Origin of the sequence: Serratia sarumanii (genome assembly GCF_029962605.1) — a bacterium.
Classification (GTDB): domain Bacteria; phylum Pseudomonadota; class Gammaproteobacteria; order Enterobacterales; family Enterobacteriaceae; genus Serratia; species Serratia sarumanii.
On the sequence record NZ_CP124750.1, the window covers coordinates 1175988 to 1189432 of the forward strand.

13 protein-coding genes are annotated in these 13445 nt (G+C 60.2%); 1 reads left to right on the top strand and 12 read right to left on the bottom strand.

The features are described 5' to 3' along the window. Positions 1-76: 76 nt before the first annotated feature. From nadD to leuS, 4 genes are read right to left on the bottom strand one after another with little or no spacing between them, the layout of a single operon-like run. Entirely contained in the window at positions 77-739 is a 663-nt protein-coding gene (gene nadD / locus SSARUM_RS05535) for a nicotinate-nucleotide adenylyltransferase (RefSeq protein WP_033647203.1), read from the bottom strand. Next, complete coding sequence (gene holA, locus SSARUM_RS05540; RefSeq protein ID WP_033647201.1) at positions 729-1763, bottom strand: DNA polymerase III subunit delta; 1035 nt, start codon at positions 1761-1763, stop codon at positions 729-731. The genes nadD and holA overlap by 11 nt, the downstream gene beginning before the upstream one ends. After that, complete coding sequence (gene lptE / locus SSARUM_RS05545; protein ID WP_033647199.1) at positions 1760-2320, bottom strand: LPS assembly lipoprotein LptE; 561 nt, start codon at positions 2318-2320, stop codon at positions 1760-1762. Before lptE ends, holA begins: the two co-directional genes overlap by 4 nt. A 14-nt stretch (positions 2321-2334) precedes the next feature. Next, a complete protein-coding gene (gene leuS / locus SSARUM_RS05550) occupies positions 2335-4917 on the bottom strand; it encodes a leucine--tRNA ligase (RefSeq protein WP_060429656.1) in 2583 nt (860 codons plus the stop codon). Between the two features lie 285 nt (positions 4918-5202). Here leuS and SSARUM_RS05555 point away from each other — a divergent pair, with 285 nt between their 5' ends. After that, the gene (locus SSARUM_RS05555) at positions 5203-5685 is read left to right on the top strand and encodes a zinc ribbon-containing protein (RefSeq protein ID WP_025301844.1); all 483 of its coding nucleotides are present in this window, start codon (positions 5203-5205) and stop codon (positions 5683-5685) included. A gap of 40 nt (positions 5686-5725) precedes the next feature. Here SSARUM_RS05555 and SSARUM_RS05560 read toward each other — a convergent pair whose 3' ends face one another. The 8 genes from SSARUM_RS05560 to lnt all read right to left on the bottom strand — a co-directional run bounded on the left by SSARUM_RS05560 (position 5726) and on the right by lnt (position 13439). Then, positions 5726-6430 (bottom strand): FMN-dependent NADH-azoreductase, encoded by a 705-nt coding sequence (locus SSARUM_RS05560; RefSeq protein WP_033647198.1) that lies wholly within the window; start codon positions 6428-6430, stop codon positions 5726-5728. 148 nt (positions 6431-6578) lie between these two features. Further along, positions 6579-7511: a pyrimidine-specific ribonucleoside hydrolase RihA gene (gene rihA / locus SSARUM_RS05565; RefSeq protein ID WP_039566941.1), complete on the bottom strand. Its 933-nt coding sequence runs from the start codon at positions 7509-7511 to the stop codon at positions 6579-6581. A gap of 99 nt (positions 7512-7610) precedes the next feature. Continuing rightward, a complete protein-coding gene (locus SSARUM_RS05570; protein ID WP_039566939.1) occupies positions 7611-8072 on the bottom strand; it encodes a hypothetical protein in 462 nt (153 codons plus the stop codon). A 194-nt stretch (positions 8073-8266) separates the two neighbouring features. Next, the gene (locus tag SSARUM_RS05575) at positions 8267-8992 is read right to left on the bottom strand and encodes an amino acid ABC transporter ATP-binding protein (protein ID WP_033637437.1); all 726 of its coding nucleotides are present in this window, start codon (positions 8990-8992) and stop codon (positions 8267-8269) included. Then, positions 8992-9666, bottom strand: coding sequence for a glutamate/aspartate ABC transporter permease GltK (gene gltK, locus SSARUM_RS05580; RefSeq protein WP_033637438.1), 675 nt, complete (start codon positions 9664-9666; stop codon positions 8992-8994). The genes SSARUM_RS05575 and gltK overlap by 1 nt, the downstream gene beginning before the upstream one ends. After that, entirely contained in the window at positions 9666-10406 is a 741-nt protein-coding gene (locus SSARUM_RS05585) for an amino acid ABC transporter permease (protein ID WP_033647195.1), read from the bottom strand. The genes gltK and SSARUM_RS05585 overlap by 1 nt, the downstream gene beginning before the upstream one ends. Positions 10407-10619: 213 nt before the next feature. Then, complete coding sequence (locus tag SSARUM_RS05590; protein WP_033637439.1) at positions 10620-11516, bottom strand: amino acid ABC transporter substrate-binding protein; 897 nt, start codon at positions 11514-11516, stop codon at positions 10620-10622. Positions 11517-11909: 393 nt separating this feature from the next. Then, on the bottom strand, positions 11910-13439 hold the full coding sequence (lnt, locus tag SSARUM_RS05595; protein ID WP_060429657.1) for an apolipoprotein N-acyltransferase: 1530 nt from the start codon (positions 13437-13439) through the stop codon (positions 11910-11912). Positions 13440-13445: the final 6 nt, after the last annotated feature.

The following is a 13445-nucleotide window of genomic DNA, read 5'->3' on the forward strand; positions in this document are numbered from 1 at the left end:
GCCCGGCCAGCTAAGGTTTCCGGGGTTTTCAGCGGATACCTGAAAAATAGCGGCGCAGTATATCACGCACCTTTCGCTAGCGATATAAACCCTGCAACTCGATATAGCGCTGCACCGGGCGTGGCAGCAGATCGTCGCAGTTGAGGCCCTGATGGCGGCGCTGACGGATCTCGGTGGCGGAAATTTCCAGCTCCGGCGTATCGGCCAAATAGATATGGCCGTGCGGGCGACGGCTGAGCAGCGCCGGGTCGGCGGTGCGATGGCGTTCCAGCCACTGCTGCAGTTCCGGCGTGTCCATGCGATCGTTATAGCCCGGGCGCGCCAGCACCAGCAGATGACACACGTCCAGCAGCGCCTGCCAGCGGTGCCACTTATGCAGCGTCAGCAGCGAGTCCTGACCAATGATAAACGCCAGCGGCTGGGCGGCGCCACGCTCTTTACGAATCGTTTCCAACGTCTCGATGGTGTAGGAGGGGGTGGTGCGGTGCAGTTCGCGATCGTCGACGGCAAACAGTGGATTGCCGGCGATCGCCAGCTCGACCATCTTCAGGCGCTGCTGCGCATTGGCCTCCGGCTGTGGGCGGTGCGGCGGCACGTGGTTAGGCAGCAGCGTGACGCGATTCAGGCCCACTTCGGCGGCCAACACTTCCACCGGCCGCAGGTGGCCGTAGTGGATCGGGTCAAAGGTGCCGCCGAACAGCGCGTGCAAAACGGTGGGGTGTTCCGGGTTAGTGGGCATCGGTAAAACTCGTGGCCAAGGGTTTGCCGCACAGCAGCATCGACAGGGTTTCCAGTTCCGGCCAGACCGACTGGCCATAGTCCTGCTTGAGGGTCAGCTCGATTTGCGTCAGCAGCTGTACCGCCTGCTGCAGCTGGGGGCCGGACAGGCGTTGCAGCGCCTGGGTCACCAGCGGGCGGCGGTTCTGCCAGACCTTGTGCTGATCGAACAGCGTGCGCAGCGGCGCGGAAGCCATGCGGCGCTGCAGCGTCAGCAACAGCAGCAGTTCGCGCTGCAGGGTGCGCAGCAGGATCACCGGCTCCACGTCTTCTTGCTGCAGCTGCTGCAAAATATGCCAGGCGCGCTTGCTCTTGCCGGCCAGCAGGGCATCCAGCCAGTGGAACGGCGTGAAGTGGGCGGCGTCGTTCACCGCCTGTTCGACGCGCGGCAGCGTGAGCTTGCCGTCCGGGTGCAGCAGCGACAGCCGCTCCAGCGCCTGCGACAGCGCCAGCAGGTTGCCTTCGTAGCAGTAGCACAGCAGCTGATTGGCGGCGTCGTCCAACTCCAGCTTCATCGCCTTGGCGCGCGTGGCGACCCAGCGCGGCAGCTGCGCCTGTTCCGGCGTCTGGCAACTGACGAGGGCACCGTGCGGGCTGAGCGCCTTGAACCAGGCGCTGTTTTCCTGCGCTTTGGTGAGGCGCGGGCCGCGCAGGATCAGCAGAATATCCTCGTGCAGCAGCGTGGCGAGTTTGGTCAGCTGTTCGCCGATCGGCGCCGTCGGGCCGTTTTCCGGGAAGATCAGCAGCAGCGTCTGGCGGCTGGCGAACAGGCTCATCGCCTGGCAGATGCCGAAGATGGCGTCCCAGTCGGTATGGGCGTCGAGGGAAATGCTGTAGTGCTCACTGAACTGCTGCTGTTGCGCGGCCTGCCGGAGCAAATCCTGGCTCTCCTGCAGCAGCAGCGGTTCATTGCCGCTCAATAAATAACAAGCGCGCAGCCCCTCTCGGAGCTGCGCGGCAAGTTGTTCCGGGTAAATGCGGATCATTGTGCGGTTTGGCTTGCCGCTCGTTCGCCGGCGGCAGCGGCTTTCTGCCGGTTATCTTCTTCCGCCGCATGCACGGCCAGCAGTTTGCGCACCAGCTGTTGCGCCGCCTGCTCACGCATTTCCTGGCGAATGATCTCCTGTTCGGAGTCCTTGGCCAGCGCGGTCAGCGGGTTGTCGAAGAAGGAACGGAACACTTTCACCGACAGCGGATACAGGTCATGGCCCGGGATCAGCACCTGCGCCTGCACGGTCAGCACCAGCTGGTACTCGGCGGTTTTACCGTCCTGGAAGATCGAAGCGGTATCCTGGCTTTCCGTCGCGCCGACGATGCGCAGGGAAGGCACGTCTTTACGCTTCGGATCGCTGACGATAGTCACGTCGTTCAGACGCAGCTGTTCGCGCACCGAGCGCGTCAACGGGCCGTAAGGGTCAGCGCTGTCCAGGATCAGCGTTTTCATTTCATTAGGCACCTGCGTGGTGCCGCGCAGGTGAAAACCGCAGCCGGCGGTGACCAGCACCGCCAACCCCAGCAACAGCGTCAGAATGCGTTGTCGCACAATTCCTCCTTGTGTTAACCCACAACCAGGTTAAGCAGTTTGCCCGGAACGTAGATCACTTTGCGAATCGTGACGCCGTCCAGATATTTAGCCACCAGATGCTCTTCGGCAGCGCGCGCACGCACCTGCTCTTCGGTCGCATCGGCGGATACGGTGATTTTAGCGCGAACCTTGCCGTTCACCTGCACCACCACCAGTTTGGAGTCTTCGACCATCGCCTGCTCGTCGGCAACCGGCCATGGCGCAGTGTCCACGTCGCCTTCGCCGCCCAGCGCCTGCCACAGCGTGAAGCACACGTGCGGGGTGAACGGATACAGCATGCGAACCACGGCCAGCAGCGCTTCCTGCAGCAGCGCGCGATCCTGCTCGCTCTCCTGCGGTGCGCGGGCCAGCTTGTTCATCAGCTCCATCACGGCGGCGATCGCGGTGTTGAAGGTCTGACGGCGGCCGATGTCATCGGTCACCTTGGCGATGGTTTTGTGCAGATCGCGGCGCAGCGCTTTCTGATCTTCGTTCAGCGCTGCTACGTCGAGCGGCTGCACCGCGCCTTTTTCCACGTGATCGTAGGCCAGTTTCCACACGCGTTTCAGGAAGCGGTTAGCCCCTTCCACGCCGGATTCCTGCCACTCCAGCGTCATTTCTGCCGGTGAAGCGAACATCATGAACAGACGCACGGTGTCCGCGCCGTATTTTTCCACCATCTCCTGCGGGTCGATGCCGTTGTTTTTCGACTTCGACATTTTGCTCATGCCAGCATAGACCAGTTCACGGCCTTGCGGATCGGTGGCCTTGATGATGCGGCCCTTGTCGTCGCGCTCGACGGTGGCGTCAACCGGGGACACCCAGACGCGCTCACCGCTGTTGCCGGTGTAGTAGAAGGCGTCGGCCAACACCATGCCCTGACACAGCAGGCGCTTGGCCGGCTCGTCGGAATCCACCAGGCCCGCATCGCGCATCAGCTTGTGGAAGAAGCGGAAGTACATCAGGTGCATGATGGCGTGTTCGATGCCGCCGATATATTGATCGACCGGCAGCCAGTAGTTGGCGGCGGCCGGATCCAGCATGCCTTGGTCATACTGCGGGCAGGTGTAGCGCGCGTAGTACCAGGAAGACTCCATAAAGGTGTCGAAAGTATCGGTTTCACGCAGCGCCGGCTGGCCGTCGACGGTGGTCTTCGCCCACTCAGGATCGGCCTTGATCGGGCTGGTGATGCCGTCCATGACCACGTCTTCCGGCAGGATCACCGGCAACTGGTCTTCCGGCGTCGGCATCACGGTGCCGTCTTCCAGCGTCACCATCGGGATTGGCGCGCCCCAGTAACGCTGACGGGAAACGCCCCAGTCGCGCAGACGGTAGTTGACCTTGCGCTGGCCTACGCCCTTGGCGACCAGTTTGTCGGCGATGGCGTTGAAGCCCGTTTCATTGTCCAGGCCGTCGAACTCGCCGGAGTTGAACAGCGCGCCTTTGTCGGTCATCGCTTCGGCGCTCACGTCAGGCTGGCTGCCGTCGAGGTTCAGGATCACCGGTTTGATCGGCAAATCGTATTTGGTGGCGAATTCCCAGTCGCGCTGGTCGTGCGCCGGTACCGCCATCACGGCGCCGGTGCCGTATTCCATCAGCACGAAGTTGGCGACCCACACCGGCAGCTTCTCGCCGCTCAGCGGGTGGACAACGAACAGGCCGGTCGGCATGCCTTTCTTCTCCATCGTCGCCATTTCGGCTTCGGCAACTTTGGTGTTGCGGCATTCGTCGATGAAGTCGGTCAGCGCCGGGTTGTTGCGCGCGCCCTGTTGCGCCAGCGGGTGGCCCGCGGCGACCGCCACGTAGGTGGCGCCCATGAAGGTGTCGGGACGGGTGGTGTAAACCGTCAGCTTCTCTTCGCTGTCCGCCACGTCGAAGGTGATTTCCACGCCTTCGGAGCGGCCAATCCAGTTACGCTGCATGGTTTTCACCTGCTCCGGCCAGCTTTCAAGCGTGTCCAGATCGTTCAGCAGCTGATCGGCGTAGGCGGTGATTTTGATGAACCACTGCGGGATCTCTTTACGCTCGACCTTGGTGTCGCAGCGCCAGCAGCAGCCGTCGATAACCTGTTCGTTGGCCAGCACGGTCAGATCGTGCGGGCACCAGTTCACCGCCGAGGTCTTCTTGTAGACCAGGCCTTTTTCATACAGCTTGGTGAAGAACCACTGTTCCCAGCGGTAGTATTCCGGCTGGCAGGTGGCGATTTCGCGATCCCAGTCGTAGCCGAAGCCCAGCAGTTTCAGCTGGTTCTTCATGTATTCGATGTTGTCGTAGGTCCACGGGGCCGGTGCGGTGTTGTTTTTCACCGCCGCGCCTTCCGCCGGCAGGCCGAACGCATCCCAGCCGATCGGCTGCAGCACGTTTTTGCCCAGCATGCGCTGATAGCGCGAGATCACGTCGCCGATAGTGTAGTTACGAACGTGGCCCATGTGCAGTCGGCCGGACGGGTAAGGCAGCATGGATAGGCAGTAGTACTTTTCCTTGCTGTCGTCTTCGGTAACTTTGAAAGTCTGCTTCTCTTGCCAGTGAAGCTGTACGTTCGATTCTATGTCTTCTGGACGGTATTGCTCTTGCATGGCGGCCGGTGGTCCTGTAGGTGTAAACCGTTGCCCCGGTCAGAGGCAACGCAATGAACATTTAGTATTCGTAGATCCGCATAGCATAGCTGATAAGACCTCCCGGCAACAACTCCAAGCGCCTGATTCGGCGCATTTAAAAAAAGCGTCGTCATGACGCGGCTCACAACCTGCGGATCCCGCGTCTTGCCAAGTGACATCAGTCATTTACGGCTAAAATAAGAACAAGTAGCTTAGGGGTATCCCTACAGCCAAGTCCGGCGCAGCGTTTATCGAGGAGAGTCTATGAACAAGGTTGCTCAGTATTACCGCGAATTGGTGGCATCGCTGACCGAACGCCTGAAAAACGGTGAACGCGATATCGACGAACTGGTGGCCAGCGCGGAGCGGCGGTTGAACGAGGCCGAGGATCTGACCCGCGATGAGGTGCGGCAGGTGACGCAGGCAGTGCGGCGCGATCTGGAAGAGTTCGCCCGCAGCTATCAGGAGAGCCGGGACGAGTTTACCGACAGCGTGTTTATGCGGGTGATCAAAGAGAGCCTGTGGCAGGAACTGGCGGATATCACCGACAAAACCCAGCTGGAGTGGCGCGAGGTGTTCAAGGATGTCAGCCACCACGGCGTTTACCACAGCGGTGAAGTGGTGGGGCTGGGCAATCTGGTGTGCGAGCAGTGTCACTACCACCTGGCGTTCTACACGCCGGAGGTGCTGCCGCTGTGCCCGAAATGCGGCCACGACCAGTTCCAGCGGCGGCCGTTTGAACCTTGATGGCGTTCCCCAGCAGGGCGGGGAACGCTAAGGCCGGCGTTTAGCGGAACAGTTTCTTCAGCAGGTTGCTGAGGAAACCGCCGCTGACGGTGGCCGGGGCGGCCTGCGCCTGCGCCGGTGCGCTGGCCGGTACGGCGACGCCGGCCGGGATTTTCTGCGCGACCGCGATGCGGCTGTCCTGGGCGGCTTTCTCCGCCGCTTCCGGGCCGTAGGCGAAGCCTTCCGCCAGCACGAATTCAACGTCGGTGATGCCGATAAAGCCCAGGAACAGCTTCACGTACGGCGTGATCAGATCCGTCGGCGTGTCGGCGTGGATGCCGCCGCGGCTGGAGATGACGATCGCTTTCTTGCCTGTCACCAGCCCTTCGGCGCCGGCGGAAGTATAGCGGAACGTCTGACCGGCGCGGGCAATCAGATCGAAGTAGATCTTCAGCTGCGTCGGGATGTTGAAGTTGTACATCGGGGCGCTGATGATCAGCGTGTCGTGCGACTTCAGCTCGGCAATCAGCTCATCGGACAGCGCCAGGGTGCTTTGCTGGTGCGGCGTCAGCGGTTTATCGCCGGCGGTAAAACCGGCCATCACTTCACCATCCAGCTCCGGCAGCGTCGGGTTGGCCAAATCGCGCACGGTGAACCTGTCTTCAGGGTGAGTTTCACGCCATTGTTCAACAAAAAAATCGACTAATTTTCCAGACTGGGAATATTCACCCAGAATACTTGATTTCAGGACCAGTACGCGGCTCATTGGCTTATCTCCAGGCGAAGTCTAATCGGTAACGATGTCAGTCGGTGTAAACGCATGGTAGAGGCAAGCCAGGAACAGTGATAGCGCAAAAATTCGCTGAGTTAAATCAAAAAAATTGAACTAGGGGCGCGAATGCGCCCCGATGGGATCAATAACGCGCTACGCGCTCGGCCAGCAGATCGATAAAGCCTTCGCGGTTGATGCCGGTCAGCACTTCCACGTTGGCCGCGTTGCCGGTTTGCTGGAAATAGTCCACCACCGTCATCCCGGCGGTGTATTCCCCCTTGGTTTCCACCCCCACCCAGCGCTCTACGCCGGTAAACAGCTGCGGCGCCAGCAGCCAGGCGATGGTGCAGGGATCGTGCATCGCCGCGCCGGGCAGGCCGCGCGGGTGGCTGAGATACAGCGGCAGGTAAAAATCGAGCATCTCCGCGACCGCCTGCGCGACCGGATTGGCTATCTGACGAATGCGTTCGATATCCTGCGGCAACACCAGCGCCTGATGGGTGACGTTCAGGCCGGCCATGGTCAGCGGCACGCCGGATTTCAGCACCATTTCGGCGGCTTCGGGATCGACGAAGATGTTGAACTCCGCGACCGGCGTGGTATTGCCGGCGTTCATGCCGCCGCCCATAAATACGATGCGCTCGATGCGGCTTTTCAGCTCGGCATGCTGGGCCAACAGCAGGGCGATGTTGGTCATCGGGCCGGTCACCACCAGGGTTATCGGCTGCGGGCTGGCGCGCAGCAGGTCGGCGATCAGCTCGATGGCGCCGCGGGGATCGGGTTTGAGGGTCGGCGCCGGCAGGTGGGTGTTGCCCATGCCGGTTTTGCCGTGGACATAGTCGGCGATCACCAGCTCGCGCATCAGCGGGCCGCCGGCGCCGGCGGCGACCGGTATGTCCTCGCGCCCCATCAGGGTCAACAGGCCCAGCGCGTTATGCAGGGTTTTCTCCGGCGTCTGGTTGCCGGCGGAGGTGGTGATGGCTTTGACGTCCAGCTCCGGCGAACGCAGCGCCATGGCCAGCGCGATGGCGTCGTCGAGGCCGGGATCGCAATCGATGATAATAGGGCGGGGCATGTTCTTTCTCCTCTGTTTGTTATCCAGCGAGCATCGGATCAAAACCGGGGAGAAACAAGCGCTTTTAGTGCCGGGCGTTAGCGCGACGGGATAAGGCGTTCAGACACCGCAGAGTTCATGAGCGCTGCGTTTCCATTCTTCCACCTCGTTTGGGTGCAAGAAGGAGTAATAGACGGTAGTGCCGTCGGACAAGATATTTTGCAGTGCCTGCATGCAGTTGGCCTCGCAGGGGCGCAGCTCGATATACACGTTGGTGATCGGCACCTGCTCCTTATCGGCGTCAAAGCGTTCGATGCGCCTTATCGCCGCAACCAGCGCGGCCATTTCGGCATGAAGCTTGACCCAGTTATGGGTGTAGATATCCGGCGGCATCTCCATTTTCATCTGGCTATTGCCAAAGGCATAGCGAGTGCTGCCGCGCAGCTGGTATTCGATGGTGGCGCAACAGGACTCCGGCCCGAAACCCGGTTTTTCAATCAGTTTCTTCTTGTCTTCCAACGTGCGTCGAACAATCGGATAACCGGATTTGATGTTGTACTCCGCTTGTACCAGTTGAATCATGCCAGCCTCTCTGATGGGTGAGTTAATCATCAAAGGTAGGACAGCCTGCAGGATCGCGCGTTGTTTACGGTCATCGCAACGGGGGGTTTAAGATAAATCCTAACTTTGTTGAGGCGGCAATGAGGGGCATTCAGGCGCATGGGCGCCGAAAAACTAGCGCCCCTTGGGGCGCTTGGGTTTAGGGGACTGCGCGATCAGTGCAGGATCTTGGCCAGGAAGTCCTTGGCGCGATCGGATTCAGGGTTGTTGAAGAAATCGTCTTTGTTGCGGTCTTCGACGATTTTGCCTTCGTCCATAAAGATCACGCGATTCGCCACCTTGCGGGCGAAGCCCATTTCGTGGGTCACCACCATCATGGTCATGCCTTCGTTCGCCAGTTCGACCATCACGTCCAGCACTTCGTTGATCATTTCCGGATCGAGCGCCGAGGTCGGCTCATCGAACAGCATGGCGATCGGATCCATGCACAGCGCGCGGGCGATGGCGACGCGCTGCTGCTGGCCGCCGGACAGCTGACCGGGGAATTTGTTGGCATGGGCGGTGAGGCCGACGCGCTCCAGCAGCTTCAGGCCCTTCTCGCGCGAGGCGGTCTTATCGCGCTTGAGCACTTTTACCTGCGCCAGCGTCAGGTTGTCGATGATGGACAGGTGCGGGAACAGTTCAAAGTGTTGGAACACCATGCCGACCTTGGCGCGCAGCTGCGCCAGGTTGGTTTTCTTGTCGTTAACCGGCGTGCCGTTCACCAGGATGCTTCCCTGCTGGATCGGCTCCAGGCCGTTGACGGTTTTGATCAGGGTGGACTTGCCGGAACCTGAAGGACCGCAGACGACGACCACTTCGCCTTTTTTCACTTCGGTGGTGCAATCGGTCAACACTTGAAAGTGACCGTACCACTTGGAAACATTTTTCAGGGATATCATCAAACAGTCCTTTTCTTCAAATAGCTTACCAGCGCCGAGGCGGCGAGGCTGATAACAAAATAGACAAAGCCGGCGAACAGGATCATTTCAACCTGGGTGCCGTCGCGTTCGCCGATGGTCGACGCGGTGCGGAAGAAGTCGGCCAGGCTCAGTACGTAAACCAGCGAGGTATCCTGGAACAGCACGATGCCCTGGGTCAGCAGCAGCGGCACCATGGCGCGGAACGCCTGCGGCAGGATCACCAGCCGCATGGATTGCCAGTGGGTCATGCCCAGCGCCAGCGCGGCGGAAGATTGGCCGCGCGAGATGCTGATAATGCCGGCGCGGATGATTTCCGAATAATAAGCCGCTTCAAACAGGGAAAAGGCTACCATAGCCGAGATCAGGCGAATATCGGTTTTCGGCGACAGCCCTAGAACCTGTTGTAATAAGCTTGGAACCACCAGATAGAACCACAGCAGCACCATCACCAGCGGCACCGAACGGAACAGGTTGACGTACAGGGTGGCGAACCAGCTGATCGGTTTGAACGGCGACAGGCGCATCACCGCCAGCACGGTGCCCCACAGGATGCCGACCACGACGGCGGTCACGGTGATCTTCAGCGTGATCACCATGCCCTGCAGCAGATAAGGGAAGCTTGGGACGATCGACGCCCAGTCAAATTCGTACATTATTTACTCCCCAGGTTGCCAGGCAACTGCACTTTCTTTTCGACCAGACGCATAAACAGCATGATAACGGCGTTGATGCCGATATAAGCCAGCGTGATGGCGGTAAAGGATTCATAGGCGTGTGCGGAGTAATCCAACAGCTTGCCGGCCTGCGCGGCCATGTCCACCAGCCCGATGGTGGAGGCGATGGCGGAGTTTTTGACTAGGTTGAGCATCTCCGAGGTCATCGGCGGCACGATCACCCGGTAGGCGTTCGGCAACAGCACGTAGCGGTAGGTTTGCGGCAGCGTCAGGCCCATCGCCAGCCCGGCGGCTTTCTGGCCGCGCGGCAGGGATTGAATGGCGGCGCGCACCTGCTCGCAAACGCGGGCGGCGGTAAACAGCCCCAGACAAAGCATGGAAGAGACGAAGAACTGCACGTTGGGATCCAGCTCGGTCTTGAACCAGGTGCCGATATTGACCGGCAGCAGCTCGGGGATCACCAGATACCAGGTAAAGAATTGCACGATCAGCGGCACGTTGCGGAACAGTTCGACGTAACAGGTGCCGAGAGTGGAAAGAAAGCGGTTGGGCACGGTACGCAAGATACCGAACAGCGAACCGACGAAGAAAGCGATAATCCATGCACAGACGGAGAGGGCCACCGTGACCTGAAAGCCGGACCAGATCCAGCCGAGGTAAGTGGTGTTCCCAAACGGGGCCTGCTGCAGGAAGATACCCCAGTTCCAATCTATTGACATAACAAACTCCGATAAACGGGCGCAGGGCGCCGAAGATTGATGACTTGATGAGCGCCGATCGCCGCGCGGCCAGTCTGGCTGGCTTGTTGTGTACGGATGTCGGTGGCGCGCCTTGGGGAAAATGAGGGAGGGGAACGGCCCCCCTCATTCCTGTCTGTCCCAGTCATCAACTGGGCCGGTTTGGCCTGGCGGCCGCCCCGGCTTTTGTTCTATTTAGTTCAACGCTTTGTCGTTAGGCTCTTTGAACAGTTGCTTCATATCGTCCGACAGTTCGAAGTTCATGTTGAGCTGTTTTGGTGGGATAGGCTGTTTGAACCATTTGTCAAACCACTTGGCCGCCTCACCGGAAGTTTGCGCCTGGGCGATGGTGTCATCGACCAGTTTTTTGAACTCAGGGTCGTCTTTACGCAGCATGCAGCCGTAGGCCTCTTTCGACTGCGGCGTGCCGATGATTTCCCACTGATCCGGTTTCTTGGCCTTGGCGCGCTCGCCCGCCAGCAGGGCGTCATCCATCATGAAGGCCACGGCGCGGCCGCTTTCCAGAGTGCGGAAGGAATCGCCGTGATCTTTGGCGCTGATGATGCGCATGTTCATCTTGCCGCTGTCGTTCAGCTTGTTCAGCAGTACTTCGGAGGTGGTGCCGGAGGTGACCACCACCGGTTTGCCTGCCAGGTCTTTAAAGTCTTTGATGTCGGAGCCTTTTTTCACCAGCAAGCGGGTGCCGACCACGAAAATGGTGTCGGAGAAGGCGGCCTGTTTCTGGCGCTCGAGGTTATTGGTGGTGGAGCCGCACTCGAAATCATAGGTGCCGTTTTGCAGCAGCGGGATGCGGTTCTGCGAGGTAATCGGCAGCATTTTCACCTGCAGATTCGGTGCATTCAGCTTTTTCTTAACGGCTTCAACGATTTGGTTGGAGTAGTCCTGAGAGTAGCCCACAACTTTTTGTTGGTTGTCGTAGTAGGAGAACGGCACTGACGATTCGCGGTGGCCGACAACGATCACGCCATTGTCTTTGATTTTCTTCAGCGTACCGGTCAGGTCTTCCGCATGCGCCACGCTACCTGCCATACCGAGCAGCAGTAACGATAACGCCAATTTACGCATTTGCATGGTCCAACTCCTTTGCTGTTGTGGTGGCTCTGACTAAAGAGCGTCAGGTTAAACCGACTATTTATTGCTCAAGTTATAAAGATAGTCTTAGAACGGATAGCCGTTAAAAAATAACCGATTGTGAATATCTTGAAACTAAAATGTTTCATTTTTTGAGACGCCGCGCGCACCAAATCAATGCAACAAAACGCTGACGCACTCGTGCGGTGCGCTCGACGCACCCAAAATGTGCGCAGGTGAGACAAAACGTCAGCAAAAGTAAACCGGCGCGCGAGGTCGCCATAGATAAAAGCAAGGAGTGTGCCAGCCGCGTTGATTTAACGGCATTTTCTGACTGAGGTGGGGATATTGACGGGAAAGTGGGGCGCGGCGGGCGCGCCCCGACGGAGAGGATTATTTGCGGCGCAGGCCCAACATCAGCGCCCAGCCGCCCAGCAGCAGGGTAATCACCCACAGCGGCGTGGCGCCGAAGCGCGCATAAGGCGTGACGCCGGTGGTCGGCGTGACCTTCACTTCGAGCACCTGACGGGTGAACTGCGGGATTTCGGCGATCACCTCGCCGTTCGCGTCCACCGCGGCGGTGACGCCGTTATTGGTGCTGCGCAGCAGCGGCCGGCCGAGCTCCAGCGCCCGCATGCGCGCCATCTGGAAGTGTTGCCACGGGCCGATGGAGTGGCCGAACCAGGCATCGTTGGAGATGGTCAGCAGGAAGTTGGTGTCCGGGCGGAAGTTATCGCGCACCTGCTGGCCCAGCACGATTTCGTAGCAGATGGCCGCCGTCAGGTTGTACCCGCGCACGCTGAGCTGCGGCTGCACATAGTCGCCGCGGCTGAAGGAAGACATCGGCAGATCGAAGAACGGCGCCAGCGGCCGCAGCAGCGTCTCCAGCGGCACGAATTCGCCGAACGGCACCAGGTGGTGCTTGTTGTAGCGATTCTTGTCCGGGTAGCTGTACGGCGTCGGCTCGCCGAGCACGATGGCGCTGTTGTAGATCTGCTGGCCCTGTGGCGTGGCGCGCACGTCGACGATGCCGGTGATCAGGCTGCTGTTCTTCGCCCGCATCAGGTCGTCCATCATGGTCAGGAAGCCGTTCTGGTTGGCTTCATAATCCGGGATGGCGGACTCCGGCCAGATGACGATCGGCGCCTTGCCCACGTACGGACGGGTTTCGTCCAGATAGGTTTGCAGCGTGCTGACCAGCGCTTTCGGATCCCATTTCATCGACTGGGCGATGTTGCCTTGCACCATGGCGACGTTCACCGCTTTCTCCGGCTGCGGGGTAAACCACTGCAGTTGGCGCAGCGGCCACGGCAACAGCAGCAGCGCGGCGGCGATGACCGCAGCCGACAGGCGGCGCTGATTGACGGCATACACCAGCAGGCCGGCGATGGCCATCAGCACAAAGGTGATGGCGTCGACGCCCAGCAGCGGCGCGATGCCCTTCAGCGGGCCGTTGATCTGGCTGTAGCCGAACTGCAGCCAGGGGAAGCCGGTCAGCACCCAGCCGCGCAGGAATTCGGTCACCTGCCACAGCGCCGGCGCGGCGATGGCCAGCCGCCACCAGCGGGTGGCCGGGCACAGGCGCGTCAACAGCCCGGCGAACAGCCCGGTATACAGCGACAGGTAAGCGGCGAGCAGCACCACCAGGAAGACGTTGACGGCGAAAGGCATGCCGCCGAAATCGGCGATGCTGACATACACCCAGTTGATGCCACTGCCGAACAGCCCGAAGCCCCAGACAAAGCCGAGCAGGGCGGACTGTTTGGCGGTGCGATTGAGGGTGACGGCCAGCAGGCCGAACAGGGAGACGATGGCCGCAGGCCAGAAGTCGTAGGGTGAGAACGCCAGCGTCCCGCTGGCACCTGACAACAGCGCCAGCAGGGCGCGAACCCGCTGGCGTTCAAGTAATGAGGCTTTAGCCATGTTGGA